We start from the raw sequence: 17,618 nt of genomic DNA, 5'->3' as shown, positions 1-17,618 counted from the left end.
CGCTGCATAATCCCGGACGATATGCATGAAGGCCTCACCGGACACCGCTGTTTGATGCTGCGGGACTCGAATTTTTTCTTGACAGCCACCATCTTCTTTAGCAGAAAACACGATAGTCAGTGTCATGTTTGGAATGAAGACGTGCTCGTCTGCAGCTGCAATTATATAACCGATAAAGAAATCCGGGAGGTTATCACCAACCTTCTCGATGAAGACTGTTGGCAGCTTATCGTGCCTGCGAAAGTCTACCACGCCATGGAGAAACGCGGCCGCTGCTGCGGCTGTTTCCCCAACGTGGTCGACATCATTATCCAGACAACCGAGGAATATCACGCCCGTCGCCACTCGACGGAGACCGAAATATTTGATTTCATGTCCCGCTTGAAACAATTCCATGAGGAAAACAGGAGAGCGGACATTGAAAGGCGACAAAAAGGTCATCGAGCGGCTTAACGAGGCTTTGTTCCTCGAACTCGGTGCGGTCAACCAATATTGGGTTCATTATCGTCTTCTTGAGGACTGGGGTTACACCAAGCTCGCCAAGAAGGAGCGCGCCGAATCCATCGAAGAGATGCACCATGCCGACCGGCTTGTTGCACGCATCATCTTCCTCGAAGGCCATCCCAATCTGCAGACCCTTGCACCTCTGCGCATCGGCCAGAACGTCAAAGAAGTTCTGGAAGCCGATCTTGCCGGCGAGTACGACGCCCGCGCGGCCTACAAAAAGTCGCGCGATATCTGTCATGACGCAGGCGATTACGTTTCCATGAAACTTTTCGAGGAGCTGCTGGCGGACGAGGAAGGTCATATCGACTTCCTCGAAACACAGATCGACCTGCTCGAGAAAATCGGCGAGAGCAAATACGGCCAGCTCAACGCCGATTCCGCCAACGAAGCCGAATAATATTCGAACGAGATGCCGGCCGCCGATGGCGGCCGGTGTGCCAGATTTGACACCGTTGAACGCAAGTCGGTGCGGTCGGCACTCTTCGGAGGCATCATTGCCGAGCGCAAACGGAGGCGGTTATCCTGCCGTGATCAGTCTTCCGATTGAAGTGTTTCCAAGTGCTGGAACTCGGCCACCACCTGGTCGTAGACGGCGCGCTTGAAGGGCACGATCAGCCCCGGCAGTTGCCGCATCGGCTTCCATTCCCAGGCATCGAATTCCGGTTCATGGCCGCCAGGCGGCGGGTTGATGGCGATCTCGCTGTCGTCGCCGTCGAAGCGGAAGGCGAACCAGCGCTGCGTCTGGCCGCGGAATTTTCCCTTCAGCCCGATGCCGATCAGCGCCGGCGGCAGATCGTAGTTGATCCAGTCTTTCGCTTCGGCAAGCAGGGTCACCGTCTTGATGCCGGTCTCCTCGTAAAGCTCCCGGTAGGCGGCGTCCAATGGATCCTCGCCCTTGTCGATGCCTCCCTGCGGCATCTGCCAGAGCTGCGGCGAGCCATCATATTCGGAATTGCCGTCGGAGATGCGTCTTCCCGCCCAGACGAGGCCATCGCGGTTCAGGATCATCACGCCGACGCAGGGGCGGTAGGGCAGATCCTCGGCTTTCACGGTCGCCTGGCTCATCTCTTCTCCGTTCTGGGATTCTTCTCAGGGGTTCACTCAAGGATCCCTCTCAAGGATTCTTGGGGTCGTTGGAAAGGGCGGCAACGCCGACGATCTCGATGCCGCGCATCGCCGCCTCCTCGCTCCATTTGGCGATGGCGTCAACGCTCTCATCGAAAGCCGAAGCGACGCCGATCGCCTGGCCGTTCTTGCGGGCGATGCGCTCGAGCTCGTCGAGCTTCTTCAGGACGGCGTTGATATCGAGCTGGCCGTCGAGCTGCAGGTCGGCGACGGCATAGGGCAGTTCCGTTCCCTTGGCGATCGCCGCCGTCTTCGACTGCGCCGATGTGCCGTCGTCGAGAAACAGCAACCCGCGCTTGCCGATGTCGCGCATGACAGGTTCCATGGCGGCGGGGTCGGACAGGAAACGGCCGCCGAGATAGTTCATGACGCCGGTATAGTTGGTGATCTCGCCCATCGCCTTGTGCAGGTTCTCGATGTTGCGGGCAGCCGGTTTCGTGGTCAGCAGCGTTTTGGGGCCTGGATCGTTCGCCGGGTAATCAAAGGGTTCGAGCGGCACCTGGAGAAGGATTTCGTGACCGCCGCGGCGGGCTTCCTGCATCCAGCGCTGCAGGCTGTTGCCGCTTGCAGCAAAGGCGAAGGTGATCTCCTCGGGGAGTTCGGCGATAGCACGCTGCGTTCCGGTCTGGCTGAGCCCGAGGCCGCTGACGACAATGGCGATGCGGACGCCGCGCGCGCCGGACGAGGGACGCGCATATTGATCCATCGGCCGCCGGCCATCGGGGCCGACGATCGGCAGCCTGCCAAAGGGCGTCTCTTCGAGCAGTGCTTCATTGGGCTGGGCTGCCATGCGCGGATCCTGGCCGATCTGCATGGCGTCGACCAGCACAGGCCCGCCGCCGTCGCGTGGGCGGGGACTGTATTTGGTGACGACCGAGCCGTCGCCGGTGACCATCTGCTCGACATTGGCGCCCGAGCGCGGGTCGGTGCGGGGCATGCCGTCTGCCGCTTGGCCCGTGGTGGCCGTCGGCGGCTGAGGCGCATTGGCAGGGGGTGTTGCGGCTTGTTCGGCCGCCGGCGGTTTGGTGCGTTCGAGCTCATCGCCGCGAAATGCCGTATAGAGGGAAAAGCCGCCTATTGCGAAAAGACAAAGACTGGCGGCGATACGGCCGAGGCGCAGGACACCTGGGCGCCGGCTGCCGGTTTTGCGGTTGCGGCCCAAAGGCGCATGCAGGTCCGTTCCCAATTTTTCGCCCGCTCCAAAACCGGGAAACAGCAGAAAGGCTCAAGGCCGGACGAGGTGCCCGGCCTTGAGCTGATCGATTACTTGGCGACGACGGCCTTGTCCGGGTTCGGCGGGAAGGCCGGATCGGTCTTCTTGCCGCGCAGAAGGTCGAGCGCGTAGTTCAGCTGAACGTCGTCCTTCGGGTCAGGCGGGACGTAGGCAACGGAGCCCGAACCTTCGTCCGTCTCGCTCTGGCCCTTGATGTGGCCGCGCAGGCTGGATTCGCCTTCGGTCACCATCTTGCCCTGCAGTTCCTCCGGCAGCGGCTCCTCGACCTTGATGTCGGGGGTGATGCCGGTGCCCTGGATCGAGCGGCCCGACGGCGTGTAGTAGAGCGCCGTGGTCAGGCGCAGCGCGCCGTTTTCACCGAGTGGGATGATCGTCTGGACGGAGCCCTTGCCGAAGGAGCGCGTGCCGAGAACGGTGGCACGGCGCAGATCCTGAAGAGCGCCAGCGACGATTTCCGATGCGGAAGCCGAACCGCCGTTGATCAGCACGATCACCGGCTTGCCATCCGTCAGATCGCCCGGGCCTGCATTGAAGCGGCGGGTTTCATCGGGATTGCGGCCGCGGGTCGAAACGACTTCGCCACGCTGCAGCAGGGCATCGGAGACGTTGATCGCCTGGTCGAGAAGACCGCCCGGATTGAGGCGCAGGTCGAGAACATAACCCTTCAGTTTGTCGGCCGGAACGGTGTCCTTGATCTTCTTGATCGCCTTTTCCATGTCGGGATAGGTCTTCTCGGTGAAGGAGATGATGCGGAGATAACCGACATCGTCCTCGACACGCGACTTGACTGCCTGGACGGCGACGACGTCACGGACGATCGTCAGCTCGATCGGCTTGTCGGCACCCTTGCGGATCAGCGTCAGTTTGATCGGCGTGTTGACGGCGCCGCGCATCTTCTCGACGGCGTCTTCCAGCTTCAGGCCGCGCACCGACTGGCCGTCGATCTCGGAGATGTAGTCGCCGGCGAGAACACCGGCCTTGGCGGCGGGCGTATCGTCGATCGGGGTGATGACCTTGACGAGTTCGTCTTCCATCGTGACTTCGATGCCGAGGCCGCCGAACTCACCCTTGGTCTGGGTGCGCATGTCCTCGGCGTCCTTCGCATTCATGTAGCTCGAATGCGGATCGAGCGAGGAGAGCATGCCGTTGATGGCGTTCTCGATCAGCTTGTCTTCCGCGGGCGGCGTCACATATTGCGCACGCACACGCTCGAAGACATCTCCGAAAACCGAAAGTTCCTTGTAGGTCGAGGATCCGGCCGCTTCTGCCGGCACACCCGCCGAGTAAATGACGCTCATTGCGGTCGCACCCATCAATGCGCCGACCAGAACAAGAGAAGCCCTACGAATCATTGCGTGCCTTTCCAGTGTCTTTGGCGGTCCACCACGGCCGGGAATCGACCGGTTTACCGTCCTTTCGAAATTCAATGTAAAGCGTTGGCCGGTTCGTTTCCAGCGCCAATGCAGTTGCGCTTGCCACTCTTTTCGCGCCCATCACGGCAAGCGGCTCGCCGGAGAAAACGAATTTTCCCTGACGGGTATTGATCGTATCCATTCCCGAGAGAACCAGGTGGTATCCATCGCCCGCGTCGAGGATGATCATCTGGCCGTAACTGCGGAATGCGCCGGCGAAAACCACCAGACCATCCGCAGGCGCCGTCACCACTGTCTCTGGATTGGTGGCGACCGTCATTCCCATGGCCTCGTGCCCGGTGCCGTCGGCATCGCCGAACTGGCGCAGGATATCGCCCGTAACGGGCACCTCCAATTTCGCCTTCAATTCTCCGAAGGGATATGCGGGCGCAATGCGGTTTTTATCGGGCACGCCGCTGTCGGCAAGCGCCTTGGCCTGGGCGCGCTGCTCGTCCGTCAGCAGCTTGCGGTTCTCCTCGGCCTGACGGGCGGCAGCGGCGGCATCCCGCACCGAAGCGATCTCGGATTCCATCGAGGCGACCAGGCCTTCAAGGCTCGTCGCCTTGCCCGCCAACTCCTCGGAACGTTTCCTTTCTGCTTCCAGTTCGGCGGCGTTGCTGCGGCTGAGCTTGTCGTTTTCGGCAAGCAGCAGGTCCATGCGCCGCTCTTCCTCGATGCCATCAGTCATCGTCCCGGTCAGCGAGGCCTTCTCGGCAGCACTTGCGGTCTGCAATGCGGCGAGGCTTGCGAGGTCTGCGGCAAGCTTGTCGGTTTCCTTGCGGATGCCGGGCACGACGGCGCCGAGCAGAATGGCGCTGCGCACGGAGGCGAGCGCGTCATCGGGGGTAACGAGCAAAGCGGGCGGCGGATTGCGGCCCATACGCTGGAGCGCTGCCAGCACCTCGGCCAGCAGGCCGCGGCGCTCGTGCAGGGAACGGCGGATGCCATCCTCCTTGACGCCAAGATCGGCAAGCTTCTTCTCGCTTTCGAGGATCTGCTTTTCGAGCGTCTTGCGGCGGGCGGCGGAATCAATCAGTGCCTGGCGGATGCTTTCCGTGCTCTTTTCGAGATCGGCAATGCTCTGCTGAAGCGCACTCACTTTGTCGGTGGAGAGGCTGATCGTTTTCGACAGGGTTTCGAGTTCGGCACGAGTCTGATCACGCTTGGTGGCAAGTTCGGCCGCCGGATCGGGCGGCGGCGGCTCGGCTGCCGGCTGCGGTGCTGATTGTGCCGCCTCGGGCGCGGCATCCTGCGCCCGGACGATGAACGGATTTGCCGACACGACAATCGCCGCTACACCGACGCCGGCCGCGATAGCCGGCAGGATCATGCGGTGTCGCCTGGTGGATGCTCTCGTCATGCGTGTTGGGGCACTTTCTCAAATCGCGCGGAGACTAAGCTGATTTGGTGCGCTTTGCCATAACGTTTGCAGGAGAACGGGCTGCCTAGCAAAACACGGCTGCGTGACATTGCGATTGTCGACGCATCGGGGCCGACGCGGCATCAGACGCGGTGATAGGGGTGGCCGGACAGGATGGTGACGGCGCGATAGAGCTGCTCGGCGATCAGTGTGCGCACGAGCTGGTGCGGCCAGGTCATTTTGCCCAGGCACAGCGTGGCGTCGGCACGGTCGTAAAGGGAGGGATCGAGGCCATCGGCGCCTCCGATCGCGATGGTCAGATCGCGTTTGCCCTGGTCGCGATAGGAGCCGAGCAGGTTTGCGAAGGCTTCGCTGTCGAGCGCCTTGCCGCGTTCATCGAGAAGAATGAGGATACTGCCATCGGCAAGCGATTTCAGAAGCATCGCCGCCTCATCCCGCTTGCGGGTCTCCGCATTGGACGCGCGGCTTTCGCCAACTTCGGCAACACGGGTCAGTTCGAGGCCGACGGCAGGGCCGGCCTTGGCGAAACGGTCGAAATAACGGGCGGCAAGATCCTTTTCAGGGCCGGACTTCAGCCGTCCCACCGCAAAAAGACCTATTCGCATTCATCCGCTCCCGCTCATGCAGCACATCGGGCGCACACCACGCCACCGGCCGGCTTATCTGTTTGCCGGCCAGCCAATGCCACGTCTCAGGCGCCGGACAGAATGCCGGCTCGCCTGTCAGTGCCGTGTTTCTTCATCCATATCCGGAGCCGCCCACATCTTTTCGATGTTGTAGAACTCGCGGATTTCGGGACGGAACACATGCACGATAATGTCACCGGTGTCGATCAGGACCCAATCGCCGCCTTCCTGACCTTCGACGCGGGCCGTACCGAGGCCGTCGTCCTTCAGGTCGGTGAGCAGGTGATCCGAGATCGCCATGACATGTCTGTTCGAGCGGCCGGAGACGACGATCATGTAGTCTCCCAGGGCCGATTTTCCGGCAATGTCGATGGTGACGATATCTTCAGCTTTGGAGTCCTCGAGGCTTGCGAGGACGGTTTCTAGGGCACGGGCGGCGGCATCGGCGCCACGTTCCGCACTCTTCGGGATAACGGCAAGCGTTTTTCCCTTGGCGTGTACTGTTGTCAGTGCTTTCCCTTTCCTGGAATGACAAACTATGCACAACACAGATCCGATCGAGACCGGATCATGGTTAAGATAGGCATCAAACCATTAATGTTTCAAGACATGCTAAGGTACAGAACGGCCGAAAATCCGCTCTACCGTTCGAATTGAAGTATTTGACTGCTTGGGGCGGCCTTGTGCGGGCGGTGTACAGTTTCCATGCCGCAGCGTAAAGTGCGGCAAATTCCACGATCTCCAGATTCAATGACCGACTCAGCCGCAAAAACACTCGTGCCCGTCCTGCGAATCAGTTTCCCGGACGAGGATCGTCTTGGCCATGGCAAGATGGAACTGCTGGAGCATATCCGCCAGACCGGATCGATCTCGGCGGCTGGGCGGGCGATGGACATGTCTTATCGGCGGGCATGGCTGCTGGTCAGCGAGATGAACCGGATGTTTAACGAACAGGTGGTGGAATCGCAGCGCGGCGGGCAAAAGGGCGGCGGCGCGGTGCTGACGCCGTTCGGCGAGGAATTGCTCGAGCGTTTCCGTCGGATGGAAAAGACGGTGCGCACCAGCCTTGCCGAGGACCTCGCCTGGCTCGAGGCCAAGCGCAACCTGCAGCAGGGCGAGCGCGGCTGATCAGGCCTCCAGGGCAACCGTCTTGATGACGGCGAAGACCGCCCTTCCCGGTTGAAGATCCAGACGCTCGCAGGACAGCGTGGTGATCCGGGAAAGAATGATATCGCCGCCGCAATCGAGCCGGATTTCCACCGTTCCGTCCTCGGTCGACGACATCCCGTCTATCCTTGCTTCCAGGATATTCAGCGCGCTCAGCCCCTCGGGCCTTGCTGTCGCCAGCATGACATCGCGGGAGGGAATGCGGATGCGGACCGATTTGCCGGGCGCAAGGGCCGCACCCGGAATATGGAGCTGACAGGATTTCAGCGCGACCGTCGATAGATGGTGACGCGCATCGAAGCTTTCCACCGTGCCTTCCAGCAGTGCGCCCGCTTCCCGCCGGTCGGAGGCGGTGGAGGGGCGGCTCAATATGCCGATAGCGGGGCCGGTCGCTTCCACCTTGCCGTCATGCATGACGACGACTTGGTTGGCCAGCCGTGCCACCTCGGCGATCGAGTGGCTGACATAGACGATCGGGATGTCGGTTTCGTCGCGCAATCGCTCCAGATAAGGCAGGATCTCGGCCTTGCGCGCCTCGTCGAGGGCGGCGAGCGGCTCGTCCATCAGCAGCAGGCGGGGCGAGGAGAGAAGGGCGCGGCCGATGGCGACGCGCTGCTTCTCGCCGCCTGAGAGTTTTGCGGGGCTGCGCTCCAGCAGCGTCTCGATGCCGAGCAGGTCGACGATGCGATCGAAGCTCTCGCCGCGCGCCGTTCTCGCCGCGAACCAGCGGCCATAGAATAGATTGGCGCGAACGCTGAGATGCGGGAAAAGCCGCGCTTCTTGAAAGACATAACCGAAGCGGCGGCGATGTTTTGGGACGAAGAGGCCGGTTTCGGTTTCGGTCAAGGCCTCGCCGTCGAGGACGACGCGGCCTTCGTCCGGGCGGGCGAGGCCGGCGATGATGCGAATCATCGAGGTCTTGCCGGAGCCGGAGCGGCCGAACAGCGCGGTGACGCCCCGCTCGGAGGTGAAGGCGGCATCGAGCGAAAAAGCACCGAGCCTCTGTTTTGCCGCGACGATCAGCGTCATTCCGGGTCGATCCTCCGGCCGGCGAGGCGGGCGAGGAATTCGGAAGCGAGCAGGGCGGCCATGGAAATGACGACCGCGACGAGCGTCAGGCGGAGCGCGCCGGCATCGCCGCCCGGCACCTGGGTGAAGGTGTAGATCGCCGCCGACAGCGTCTGGGTTTCGCCCGGAATGTTGGAGACGAAGGTGATCGTCGCGCCGAATTCACCCATCGCCTTGGCAAAGGAAAGGATCATGCCGGCGATGATGCCGGGCAGGGTCAGCGGCAGGGTGATCGTCAGGAAGACCCAGACAGGGCCGGCGCCGAGCGTTCCGGCCGCTTCTTCCAGCTTGCGGTCGACCGCCTCGATCGACAGGCGGATGCTGCGCACCATTAGCGGAAAGGCCATGACGGCGCAGGCCAAGGCCGCGCCCGTCCAGCGGAAGGAGAGAACAATGCCGAAATATTGGTCGAGCAGGCTGCCGATCGGACCGCGGCGGCCAAACAGGATGAGGAGAAGAAAACCCGTGACGACCGGAGGCAGGATCAGCGGCAGATGAACGACGCCATTCAGCACCGATTTGCCCCAGAAGCGGCCACGGGCAAGCAGCAGAGCGACGAGGATGCCGAAGGGCAGGCTCGCCAGCATGGCGACGATCGAGACGCGCAGGCTGAGCAGGATCGCCGTCCATTCCTCATTGCTCAAGCCCAGAGCGTCCAACAAGCGCTTTTTTTCCTCTCAAAAATGAAGGCTCGCACATGCAAGCCGTTTGTTGCCAAATCTCGCTCTTTACTCTGCGTCATCCTCGGCCTTGTGCCGAGGATCTGCTGCCTATCCAAAATCGACCGGATGCAGATGCTCGGGACAGGCCCGAGCATGACGATAGAGGAGTTGGCGGTCTTCGTCAGTAGACTGAAGCATCGTGATGTGAGCCTCAAGTCAGGCACTGAAAATCCGCAATCACCCCAGCTTATCACTTGAGGATGGTGAAACCCTGCGCCGTGAAGAAGGCGGCTGCCTTGTCGGATTTCAGGAAGTCGAGATAGGCTGATGCATCCGGGTTCTTGCTCTCGGCGAGGATTGCGATCGGATAGATGATCGGCGGATGGGAATCGGCGGGGAAGGTGCCGACGATGGCGACACCCTTATCGGCTGCGGCATCCGTCTGGTAGACGATGCCATAAGGCGCTTCGCCGCGCGAAACGAGGGCAAGGGCGGCGCGCACGCTTTCGGCGCCGGCGACCTTGGTTTCGACCGATTTCCAGACGCCGAGCTTTTCGAGCGCGGCCATGCCGTATTTACCGGCTGGAACCGATTTCGGCTCACCCATGGCAAGCCTGCCGTCACCCAAAAGCCCGGCAAGATCGAAGCCTTGCTTGATCTCGACCGGTTTTGCCTTGTCCTTTTCGGCAACGAGCACGATGCGGTTGCCGAGCAGGTTGGAACGGGTATCGGCCTTGATCAGGTTCTTCTTGGCGACGTAATCCATCCAGCCGAGGTCGGCCGAGATGAAGATATCGGCGGGGGCCGCGTTTTCGATCTGCTTGGCAAGCGCGCCGCTCGCCGCATAGGAGGTGACGGCGTCCTTGCCGCTTTCCTTCGTCCAGGCGGCATTGGCGGCGTCGAGTGCATCCTTGAGGCTCGCCGCCGCAAAGACGGTGAGTTTTTCGGCTGCGGCGGCAGGCGCCGGAAGCGCTGCTGCGCCAAGCCAGAAGGCCATGATCGCGGCGGTTGCCAGTTTCATCCATCGGCGGCGGTTTTGCATGATTCATTCCCCGGAGTTCGAAATATTGCGACGAATATAACGGGCGAGGCATCTTGGCTAGGGATATATCCAGGAAAATATAACCGTATTGGACCGCGGTGTCCGCAACGACCCAATCGTTACGCGTTGTCGAAGTGCATGGCTTGAGCCGCAGCGTGAGATCCATAGGGTTGAAATACCCGAGCGACAGGTTGGCAAACCGCAGGGACTCCCGGCGGCAGAGCATGCTCCGTCGATTTCTGCCAAGAAAAACGGCAATGCCAAAGCCATGAGGCTGCGCAGGATTGCACGCGATGCATTGCTGCAATGCACCAATCGATATTCATCTTCCTGCGAAATATGCTACAACACACTCATCGAAACGGCTTCTCCTCCTCCCATAGCCGTTCGGTAGGATCGACAACACTCCTCCTCCCAGTTGTCGATCGAGTTTATAAGCCCGACGGATCCTCCCCCGTCGGGCTTTCTCGTTTTCGGGATCTTCTGAAATCAGGCCGGCGCATGCGTCTTGCTGGGCGCGCGGCGCTCTATTCGGCGTCGCTGTGCGACGAGCCGTTGCGGATTGCCGTCGAGCTCAGGCCGGAGCGCGGTCCGTGGATGAAGGTCCAGGCCGGCGCACGCTTCTTCCAGAGAACACGGGCGTCATCCTCATCGACCCGGGCGAAATCAAAGGTCCTGGCCATTTTCGAGGACAGGAAGGACAGCGTCGCGCCCGGCCGATCGATCACCGCGATCGGGAAGGTGCGGGCAATCTCCTGCCATTTCTGCCATTTGTGAAAGGTCTGCAGGCTGTCTGCGCCCATGATCCAGATGAAATGCACATGCGGATTGCGGGCCTTGACGCGGGCAAGCGTGTTGGCGGTGTAGCTGGTGCCGAGCGTCTGTTCGAAGGCGGTGACCTTGATGCGGGGATCGGGGGCAACATGCTCGCTTTCGGCAATGCGCTCGGCAAGCGGTGCGAGCTGGTTGCGGCTCTTCAGCGGATTGCCCGGGGTGACCATCCACCAGAGCTGGTCGAGGCCAAGCCGCTTGAGGGCGATTTCGGCGACGAGCGCGTGGCCCTGATGCGGCGGATTGAACGAACCGCCGAACAGACCGACGACCATGCCGCGCTCGCTGTGCGGCATGCGGAGATAGTGCCGGTCCACATTCTCGGTCGTCACGTCAGGTTCGGTCGTCACGTCAGGGCCGCGTCTGTCCGGCACCATGCACCCGATATTTGAAGGAGGTGAGCTGTTCGACGCCGACGGGGCCGCGGGCATGCATCTTGCCGGTGGCGATGCCGATTTCCGCACCCATGCCGAACTCGCCGCCATCGGCAAACTGCGTCGAGGCATTGTGCAGCAGGATCGCCGAATCGACTTCGGTGAAGAAACGCGCGACGACGGCGGGGTCCTCGGCGATGACCGCCTCGGTGTGGTTGGAGGAATAGGTCTGGATATGGGCGATGGCGCCCGATATGCCGTCGACGACGGCAACCGAAATGATTGCGTCGAGATATTCGGTCGACCAGTCCTCCTCGGTCGCGGCCTTCAAACCCGGTGCGACCTTCAGCACTGTTGGCGAAGCGCGGATCTCGCAGCCGGCCTCCGTCAGAACCTCGAGCAGCGGCGTCAGATGCGTGCCGATCGCGGTGCCATCGACGAGCAGGGTTTCGGCTGCGCCGCAGATGCCGGTGCGGCGCATCTTGGCGTTGACGATGATCTTTCTCGCCATTTCGATATCGGCCGAGGCATCGACATAAATGTGGCAAAGGCCTTCGAGATGGGCAAAAACCGGCACACGGGCCTCGCTCTGCACGCGGGCAACCAGGCTCTTGCCACCGCGCGGCACGATGACGTCGATCGCCCCGTCGAGGCCCCGCAGCATGGCGCCGACGGCGGCGCGGTCGGTGACCGGCACGAGCTGGATAGCATGCTCTGGAAGTCCCGCCGCCTTCAAGCCTTCGACCAGACAGGCATGGATAGCCTGCGATGAACGGCGCGAATCCGAGCCGCAACGCAGGATAACGGCATTGCCCGCCTTGAGGCAGAGGGCGCCGGCATCCGCCGTGACGTTCGGTCGGCTTTCGAAGATCACGCCGATGACGCCGAGCGGCGTGCGAACGCGCTCGATCTTCAAGCCGTTCGGTCGGTCCCAGGCAGCGATGACTTCGCCGACCGGATCGGAAAGGGCGGCGATGGCGCGGATTCCCTCGGCCATTTCGGCGATGCGCTTGTCGTTCAGCGTCAGCCGGTCGACGAAGGAAGCGAGCATCTCGGTGCCTTCGATGTCCTTCAGGTCCTTGGCGTTCTCGGCAAGAATCTGTGCCTTATTCGCCAGGATCGCATCGGCCATGGCGTTCAGCGCGCTGTTCTTCGCCTCGGTGGACGCAAAGCCCAGCGGTCGTGCGGCAGCCTTTGCCTTGCGGCCGATGTCGTTCATCAGCACGTCAATGTCAGGGCCCGGCGCAACGGTATCAAGCATAGCTCGCGTCCTTCTTCTGCCTTTCCGATTTCGATCCGATCTGCGCGGTCATCACCATGTCGTCGCGATGGACCATGGCGGCGCGCCCGGCATAACCGAGAATGGCCTCGATCTCCGCCGACTTGCGGCCGGCAATGCGACGGGCGTCGTCGGCATCGTAGCTTACCAGACCGCGGGCGATCTCGCGGCCGGCCGGGCCGATGATCGCCACCGTGTCGCCGCGGCTGAAGAGGCCGGAAACGCTGCGAACGCCGGCGGGAAGCAGGCTCTTGCCGGCCCCGAGGGCGGTGACGGCGCCGTCGTCGACATGCAGTTCGCCGGCCGGCTGCAGCTGCCCGGCAATCCAGGTCTTGCGGGCGGTAACGGGTGTGCCCGATGGCGCGAACCAGGAGGAACGCGCGCCGTTTTCGATCGCCGACAGCGGGTTGTCGGTCTTGCCGGAGGCGATGATCATGGCGCAGCCTGATGCCGTCGCAATCTTGCCGGCATCGATCTTGGTGCGCATGCCGCCGCGCGAAAGCTCGGAGGCCGCACCTCCGGCCATCGCCTCGATCTCCGGGGTGATTTCGGCAATCGTTTCCAGGAACGTCGCGTTCGCATCGAGATGGGGCGGCGCGGTGTAGAGGCCGTCGATATCGGAGAGAAGAATGAGCAGATCGGCGCCGGTCATCGTCGCGACGCGGGCGGCCAGCCGGTCGTTGTCGCCATAGCGGATCTCGCTGGTGGCGACGGTGTCGTTTTCGTTGATGATCGGCACGGCGCCGATCTTCAAAAGCTGATTGATGGTGGCGCGTGCATTGAGATAACGGCGGCGCTCCTCGGTATCGCCGAGCGTCAGCAGGATCTGGCCGGCGACGATCTCGTCGCGTGACAGGCTTTCCGACCAGGCGCGCGCCAGGGCGATCTGGCCGACGGCCGCCGCCGCCTGGCTTTCCTCCAGCTTCAGCGCGCCCGAGGGCAGGTCGAGCACCGAGCGGCCGAGCGCGATTGCGCCCGAGGAGACGACGAGCACGTCGATGCCCTTGGCTTTCAGGCCTGATATATCGGCGCACATGGCGTCAAGCCAGGCTTTCTTCAGCCCGGCTTTGCGGTCGACCAGAAGCGCAGAGCCGATCTTGATGACAATGCGCCGGTAACGGCCAAGCGGCTTACGGCTGGTCATCGTCCTCGTCCCCACCCTTGTCCTCGCCCTCATCGGTGACGACCATGTCGCGATGGCGCAGCTTCGGCACCTTGGCCGGCTTCTCCTCGGTATTGGCTTCGACGATGATGTCGCGGAGTGCGCGCAGCACCTCGGTCATGCCCTTGCCGGTGACGGCCGAAATCTGGAATGGCGTCTTGCCGCAGGCCTTGGCCAATTCCTTGGTCTTCTTCTTCAGTTCGGCATCATCGAGCACGTCGATCTGCGACAGCGCCACGATCTCAGCCTTGTCGGTCAGATCGTTTCCATAGGCTTCGAGCTCGTGCTTGACCGTCTTATACGCCTTGCCGACCTTTTCCTCCTGGGCGGAGATGAGGTGGAGCAGCACGCGGGTGCGCTCGACATGGCCGAGGAAACGGTCGCCGATGCCGACACCTTCATGGGCGCCTTCGATCAGGCCCGGAATATCGGCAAGGATGAATTCGCGCTCGTCGATGGTGGCAACACCGAGATTGGGATGCAGCGTGGTGAAGGGATAGTTGGCGATCTTCGGCCGGGCCCGGGTGACTGATGCCAGGAAGGTCGACTTGCCGGCATTCGGCATGCCGACGAGGCCGGCATCGGCAATCAGCTTCAGGCGTAGCCAGATGGTCTTTTCCTCGCCGGGCAGACCGGGATTGGCCCAATCCGGCGCCTGGTTGGTCGAAGTCTTGAAATGGGCGTTGCCAAAGCCGCCATTGCCGCCATGGGCAAGGCAGTAACGCTGGCCTTCGACGGTCAGGTCGCAGATCAGCGTTTCCTGATCTTCCTCGAAGATCTGGGTGCCCACGGGAACCTTCAGCGTCACGTCGCTTCCATTGGCGCCGGTGCGGTTCCTGCCCATGCCATGGGTGCCGATCGTCGCCTTGAAATGCTGCTGAAAGCGGAAATCGATCAGCGTGTTCAGGCCGTTGACGGTCTCGACCCAGACGTCGCCGCCGCGTCCGCCGTCGCCGCCATCCGGGCCGCCGAACTCAATGAATTTCTCGCGTCGGAAGGAAACGCTGCCGCCGCCGCCGTCCCCGGACTTGATATAGACCTTTGCTTCGTCGAGAAATTTCATTTTACTTCCAATATTCAGTGGCAGTTGGACGGCCCGTCTTGGCCCATTCGATATAGGCGGTTCCGACGGAGGTCAAAGATTATCGTGAATTTTGCGAGCTATAACATACAGTACGGCTTCGGTCTCGACGGCAGATACGATCTGGCGCGCATTGCCCGAAGTCTCGAGGGAGCCGATGTCATCGCGCTGCAGGAGGTGACCCGCGGCTTCTCGCGCAACGGTTTTGCCGACATGGTGGCCGATGTTGCGGCCTTCTTTCCCGACTATTTCTGGGTGTATGGGCCGGCTTGCGACATGCATGTCGAAGCGGCGGGAGGCGGGCTTCAGCCGGTGCCGGGTACCCGTTTTCAGTTCGGCAATATGGTGCTGTCGCGCTGGCCGATCCTCTCGACCCGAACGCTGCTTCTGCCGCGCAGCCGGACGATCGGCAAGATCAATCTGCAGCGCGGCGCAACCGAGGCGGTGATCGACACACCCGGCGGTGCGATCCGCGTCTATTCCGTGCATCTCGACCATGTCTCCGCCGACGAGCGCATCCGCCAGCTGCAATTCTTGAACACGCATATCAATGCCTTCGTCCAGGAGGGTGGGTCGCTGACGGGGGGTGGTGAATTCGACCTGCCGGAGCCGCCGCTGCCGGAGGATTATGTCATCATGGGTGATTTCAACATGGAGCCGGAATCGCCGGAATATTGCGCGCTTGCTGGGGCTGGCAGCGGATATTACGGCCGTGTGGCAAGGATCGGCACGCCGGTCGACGCCTTTGCGGCGCTGGAGGCTTACTCTCCGGAGAGCTACAGCTGGATGGATCCTGAAGATCACGGCAAACGCATGCATCTCGATTATTGCTTCGTCAGTTGCGGCCTGCAAAGCCGGTTGAAATCCGCCCGGATCGATACGCGATCCGTCGGTTCCGACCATTTCCCTCTATGGGTCGAGATCGGTGATTGATGGAGACGCCGCCAGTGCGGCGACGCCTCCTTTCTAGTCCTGGAGCATGATGTTGTCCGAAAACCGCGTACACTTTTCGGCATCATGCTCTATCAGGCGACCTTTCGCGGCGGCAGCATGCCCGGCTGCAGCACGGTTTCGATGTGCGACACCATGGTGTTGCGGGCGAAACAGTAGATTTCGCCGCAACCCGTCATGCGGAAACCGAGCTTCTCCTGCAGTCGCAGCGAAGCCGGGTTGTCGGCGAAGACGCCGGAATGGACCGGTGTCTCCGGCATGCGGCGCGAGAAGCGCTCGATGATCGCTGCCACCGCTTCGCTCATATAGCCGCGCCGCCAGTAGTAGCGGTTCAGCCAGTAGCCGAGGTGCCAGCGACCGTGGCGCAACTCGATCGAGACGTTGCCGATATGGACATCGTCCTTGCCGGTGATCGCCAGCGGCCAATCGGGCAGGGTGCCCGAGGTGACCGGGATCAGCCAGTCCAGCGCATCCTGCCGGTCGAACGGCGCGGGTACGCGGGACAGCATGCGCGTGACCGCGAAATCGGAAAGCGATTCCGCGATATCAGGCGCATCGCTCAGCCTGTGGGGGCGGAGCGTCAGCCGGGCGGTCGAGATAACCGGCGCGGGGCCGGGCATCATCGGCTTGGCCTCAGGCCTTTGCAGCGCAGTCGTGCTCATGCGATGTTCCCCCAGCTTCTGAGGGACATCCAGGTCTTGCGGTCGAGCCTGTACCATTCGACCGGCACGTTGCTGCCGAGCGCCAGCGAGGCGGCGAGCCCCGAACCCTGGAACTGGAAGCCGCACTTCTGGATGACGCGGCGCGAGGCGACATTCATTACCCGGCAACGGGCGTCGATCTGGTCGACGTCCTGACGGGTCCTGAATACCATATCGACCAGGGCATGGCAGGCCTCGGTCGTATAACCCTTGTTCCAATAGGGCTCGCCCAGCCAATAGCCGATCTCGACGGTCTTGCCGTCTGTCTGCGGCTCAACACCGCAGCAGCCGATAAAGGCGCCGTTTTCGGCCTTGGTGATCGCATAGACGCACTTGCCAATCTCGCCATTTTTCGTGCGACGCACGAAGTCGGCAGCATCATCGGCGGTATAGGGGTGCGGCATACGCGATACCATGGTGGCGACTTTGGCGTTATTGGCGAGATGGGCAAGGGCGTCGATGTCTTCTTCGTGAGGCGCGCGCATGACGAGCCTTTCCGATAACAAGACAGGGCAATCGGTCCTTAACCGTTCCGGCCTCAGCCGCTCCGTGGAAGACCGCTGGTCTTCCCGGGGAGACCGTGATTGGTCTACCCTTAACAATTCGCCTTGCATGGTTCAGTCCTCCTTGAGGGGTAAAGAAAAAGGGGAGATGGCGCCCCATCTCCCCTGTTTTCTAGACTGAACCTGATACGGCCAGCCGGGTCGATGAGACGCCGGCTGTTTTTGAGCGCTACCGGCTTATTCCGCTGCTTCCGCTTTCGGCATGACAGACACGTAGACGCGACCGTTGGCCTTGGTTCGGTAGTTCACATTGCCGGCGGTAAGCGCAAAAATCGTGTGATCCTTGCCGAGGCCGACGTTGGAACCCGGATGCCACTCAGTACCGCGCTGACGCACGATGATGTTGCCTGCAATGACGGCTTCGCCGCCGAACTTCTTCACGCCAAGGCGCTTGGACTGAGAATCGCGACCGTTGCGCGATGAACCGCCAGCTTTTTTGTGTGCCATTGGAG

At 62.0% G+C, this 17,618-nt stretch carries 20 protein-coding genes; 4 read left to right on the top strand and 16 right to left on the bottom strand.

Annotated features, from left to right (window positions below; genetic code table 11):
• Positions 1-54: 54 nt before the first annotated feature.
• Entirely contained in the window at positions 55-453 is a 399-nt protein-coding gene (locus tag HX898_RS33210) for a (2Fe-2S)-binding protein (RefSeq protein WP_018244118.1), read from the top strand.
• A complete protein-coding gene (gene bfr / locus HX898_RS14265; protein ID WP_003543950.1) occupies positions 419-904 on the top strand; it encodes a bacterioferritin in 486 nt (161 codons plus the stop codon). Before HX898_RS33210 ends, bfr begins: the two co-directional genes overlap by 35 nt.
• A gap of 134 nt (positions 905-1,038) precedes the next feature.
• Here bfr and HX898_RS14260 read toward each other — a convergent pair whose 3' ends face one another.
• The 6 genes from HX898_RS14260 to rsfS form a co-directional block, all read right to left on the bottom strand.
• Positions 1,039-1,572, bottom strand: coding sequence for an RNA pyrophosphohydrolase (locus tag HX898_RS14260; protein ID WP_138331945.1), 534 nt, complete (start codon positions 1,570-1,572; stop codon positions 1,039-1,041).
• Between the two features lie 49 nt (positions 1,573-1,621).
• Positions 1,622-2,818: a divergent polysaccharide deacetylase family protein gene (locus HX898_RS14255; protein WP_180194932.1), complete on the bottom strand. Its 1,197-nt coding sequence runs from the start codon at positions 2,816-2,818 to the stop codon at positions 1,622-1,624.
• Positions 2,819-2,895: 77 nt separating this feature from the next.
• The gene (locus HX898_RS14250; RefSeq protein WP_003543943.1) at positions 2,896-4,218 is read right to left on the bottom strand and encodes a S41 family peptidase; all 1,323 of its coding nucleotides are present in this window, start codon (positions 4,216-4,218) and stop codon (positions 2,896-2,898) included.
• On the bottom strand, positions 4,208-5,608 hold the full coding sequence (locus tag HX898_RS14245; RefSeq protein ID WP_138331943.1) for a murein hydrolase activator EnvC: 1,401 nt from the start codon (positions 5,606-5,608) through the stop codon (positions 4,208-4,210). The genes HX898_RS14250 and HX898_RS14245 overlap by 11 nt, the downstream gene beginning before the upstream one ends.
• A gap of 173 nt (positions 5,609-5,781) precedes the next feature.
• Positions 5,782-6,264: a 23S rRNA (pseudouridine(1915)-N(3))-methyltransferase RlmH gene (gene rlmH, locus HX898_RS14240; protein ID WP_171600271.1), complete on the bottom strand. Its 483-nt coding sequence runs from the start codon at positions 6,262-6,264 to the stop codon at positions 5,782-5,784.
• Positions 6,265-6,381: 117 nt separating this feature from the next.
• The gene (gene rsfS, locus HX898_RS14235; RefSeq protein WP_032984631.1) at positions 6,382-6,825 is read right to left on the bottom strand and encodes a ribosome silencing factor; all 444 of its coding nucleotides are present in this window, start codon (positions 6,823-6,825) and stop codon (positions 6,382-6,384) included.
• A gap of 210 nt (positions 6,826-7,035) precedes the next feature.
• Between rsfS and HX898_RS14230 the strand changes: the two genes are divergently transcribed.
• Positions 7,036-7,413, top strand: coding sequence for a winged helix-turn-helix domain-containing protein (locus tag HX898_RS14230; RefSeq protein ID WP_027668016.1), 378 nt, complete (start codon positions 7,036-7,038; stop codon positions 7,411-7,413).
• On the opposite strand, the gene modC is transcribed toward HX898_RS14230, so the two are convergent.
• From modC to obgE, 7 genes are all read right to left on the bottom strand, one after another.
• Positions 7,414-8,481, bottom strand: a complete 1,068-nt coding sequence (modC, locus tag HX898_RS14225) for a molybdenum ABC transporter ATP-binding protein (RefSeq protein ID WP_180194931.1) — start codon at positions 8,479-8,481, stop codon at positions 7,414-7,416.
• The gene (gene modB, locus HX898_RS14220) at positions 8,478-9,179 is read right to left on the bottom strand and encodes a molybdate ABC transporter permease subunit (RefSeq protein ID WP_138332029.1); all 702 of its coding nucleotides are present in this window, start codon (positions 9,177-9,179) and stop codon (positions 8,478-8,480) included. Before modB ends, modC begins: the two co-directional genes overlap by 4 nt.
• A 253-nt stretch (positions 9,180-9,432) precedes the next feature.
• Positions 9,433-10,224 (bottom strand): molybdate ABC transporter substrate-binding protein, encoded by a 792-nt coding sequence (modA, locus tag HX898_RS14215; RefSeq protein WP_180194930.1) that lies wholly within the window; start codon positions 10,222-10,224, stop codon positions 9,433-9,435.
• Between the two features lie 527 nt (positions 10,225-10,751).
• Complete coding sequence (locus HX898_RS14210) at positions 10,752-11,432, bottom strand: nicotinate-nucleotide adenylyltransferase (RefSeq protein ID WP_180194929.1); 681 nt, start codon at positions 11,430-11,432, stop codon at positions 10,752-10,754.
• Positions 11,407-12,690, bottom strand: coding sequence for a glutamate-5-semialdehyde dehydrogenase (locus HX898_RS14205; protein WP_180194928.1), 1,284 nt, complete (start codon positions 12,688-12,690; stop codon positions 11,407-11,409). The genes HX898_RS14210 and HX898_RS14205 overlap by 26 nt, the downstream gene beginning before the upstream one ends.
• Entirely contained in the window at positions 12,683-13,852 is a 1,170-nt protein-coding gene (gene proB, locus HX898_RS14200; protein ID WP_180194927.1) for a glutamate 5-kinase, read from the bottom strand. The genes HX898_RS14205 and proB overlap by 8 nt, the downstream gene beginning before the upstream one ends.
• Complete coding sequence (gene obgE, locus HX898_RS14195; protein WP_012759481.1) at positions 13,839-14,933, bottom strand: GTPase ObgE; 1,095 nt, start codon at positions 14,931-14,933, stop codon at positions 13,839-13,841. Before obgE ends, proB begins: the two co-directional genes overlap by 14 nt.
• A gap of 84 nt (positions 14,934-15,017) precedes the next feature.
• On the opposite strand from obgE, the gene HX898_RS14190 reads away from it, so the two are divergent.
• Entirely contained in the window at positions 15,018-15,884 is an 867-nt protein-coding gene (locus HX898_RS14190) for an endonuclease/exonuclease/phosphatase family protein (RefSeq protein ID WP_180194926.1), read from the top strand.
• 92 nt (positions 15,885-15,976) lie between these two features.
• Here the strand turns inward: HX898_RS14190 and HX898_RS14185 are convergent, their stop codons facing one another.
• The 3 genes from HX898_RS14185 to rpmA all read right to left on the bottom strand — a co-directional run bounded on the left by HX898_RS14185 (position 15,977) and on the right by rpmA (position 17,613).
• Positions 15,977-16,564, bottom strand: a complete 588-nt coding sequence (locus tag HX898_RS14185; protein ID WP_180194925.1) for a GNAT family N-acetyltransferase — start codon at positions 16,562-16,564, stop codon at positions 15,977-15,979.
• Positions 16,561-17,217, bottom strand: coding sequence for a GNAT family protein (locus HX898_RS14180; RefSeq protein ID WP_027668026.1), 657 nt, complete (start codon positions 17,215-17,217; stop codon positions 16,561-16,563). Before HX898_RS14180 ends, HX898_RS14185 begins: the two co-directional genes overlap by 4 nt.
• 126 nt (positions 17,218-17,343) lie before the next feature.
• On the bottom strand, positions 17,344-17,613 hold the full coding sequence (gene rpmA / locus HX898_RS14175; RefSeq protein WP_003543909.1) for a 50S ribosomal protein L27: 270 nt from the start codon (positions 17,611-17,613) through the stop codon (positions 17,344-17,346).
• Positions 17,614-17,618 lie beyond the last annotated feature (5 nt).

It is taken from the genome of Rhizobium sp. WYCCWR 11128 (assembly GCF_013416305.1).
Taxonomy (GTDB): Bacteria; Pseudomonadota; Alphaproteobacteria; order Rhizobiales; family Rhizobiaceae; genus Rhizobium; species Rhizobium indicum.
The sequence above is the reverse complement of the archived record's forward strand: the minus strand, read 5'-3'. Positions and strand labels throughout refer to the sequence as shown.

Excerpts from the sequence above, each read along its gene's own strand:
- HX898_RS33210 (WP_018244118.1), top strand. The coding sequence starts at position 55 with ATGCTGCGGGACTCGAATTTTTTCTTGACAGCCACCATCTTCTTTAGC.
- HX898_RS14260 (WP_138331945.1), bottom strand. The coding sequence starts at position 1,572 with ATGAGCCAGGCGACCGTGAAAGCCGAGGATCTGCCCTACCGCCCCTGC.
- HX898_RS14250 (WP_003543943.1), bottom strand. The coding sequence starts at position 4,218 with ATGATTCGTAGGGCTTCTCTTGTTCTGGTCGGCGCATTGATGGGTGCG.
- HX898_RS14245 (WP_138331943.1), bottom strand. The coding sequence starts at position 5,608 with ATGATCCTGCCGGCTATCGCGGCCGGCGTCGGTGTAGCGGCGATTGTC.
- rlmH (WP_171600271.1), bottom strand. The coding sequence starts at position 6,264 with ATGCGAATAGGTCTTTTTGCGGTGGGACGGCTGAAGTCCGGCCCTGAA.
- HX898_RS14230 (WP_027668016.1), top strand. The coding sequence starts at position 7,036 with ATGACCGACTCAGCCGCAAAAACACTCGTGCCCGTCCTGCGAATCAGT.
- modC (WP_180194931.1), bottom strand. The coding sequence starts at position 8,481 with ATGACGCTGATCGTCGCGGCAAAACAGAGGCTCGGTGCTTTTTCGCTC.
- modA (WP_180194930.1), bottom strand. The coding sequence starts at position 10,224 with ATGCAAAACCGCCGCCGATGGATGAAACTGGCAACCGCCGCGATCATG.
- HX898_RS14210 (WP_180194929.1), bottom strand. The coding sequence starts at position 11,432 with ATGGTGCCGGACAGACGCGGCCCTGACGTGACGACCGAACCTGACGTG.
- HX898_RS14205 (WP_180194928.1), bottom strand. The coding sequence starts at position 12,690 with ATGCTTGATACCGTTGCGCCGGGCCCTGACATTGACGTGCTGATGAAC.
- proB (WP_180194927.1), bottom strand. The coding sequence starts at position 13,852 with ATGACCAGCCGTAAGCCGCTTGGCCGTTACCGGCGCATTGTCATCAAG.
- obgE (WP_012759481.1), bottom strand. The coding sequence starts at position 14,933 with ATGAAATTTCTCGACGAAGCAAAGGTCTATATCAAGTCCGGGGACGGC.
- HX898_RS14185 (WP_180194925.1), bottom strand. The coding sequence starts at position 16,564 with ATGAGCACGACTGCGCTGCAAAGGCCTGAGGCCAAGCCGATGATGCCC.
- HX898_RS14180 (WP_027668026.1), bottom strand. The coding sequence starts at position 17,217 with ATGCAAGGCGAATTGTTAAGGGTAGACCAATCACGGTCTCCCCGGGAA.
- rpmA (WP_003543909.1), bottom strand. The coding sequence starts at position 17,613 with ATGGCACACAAAAAAGCTGGCGGTTCATCGCGCAACGGTCGCGATTCT.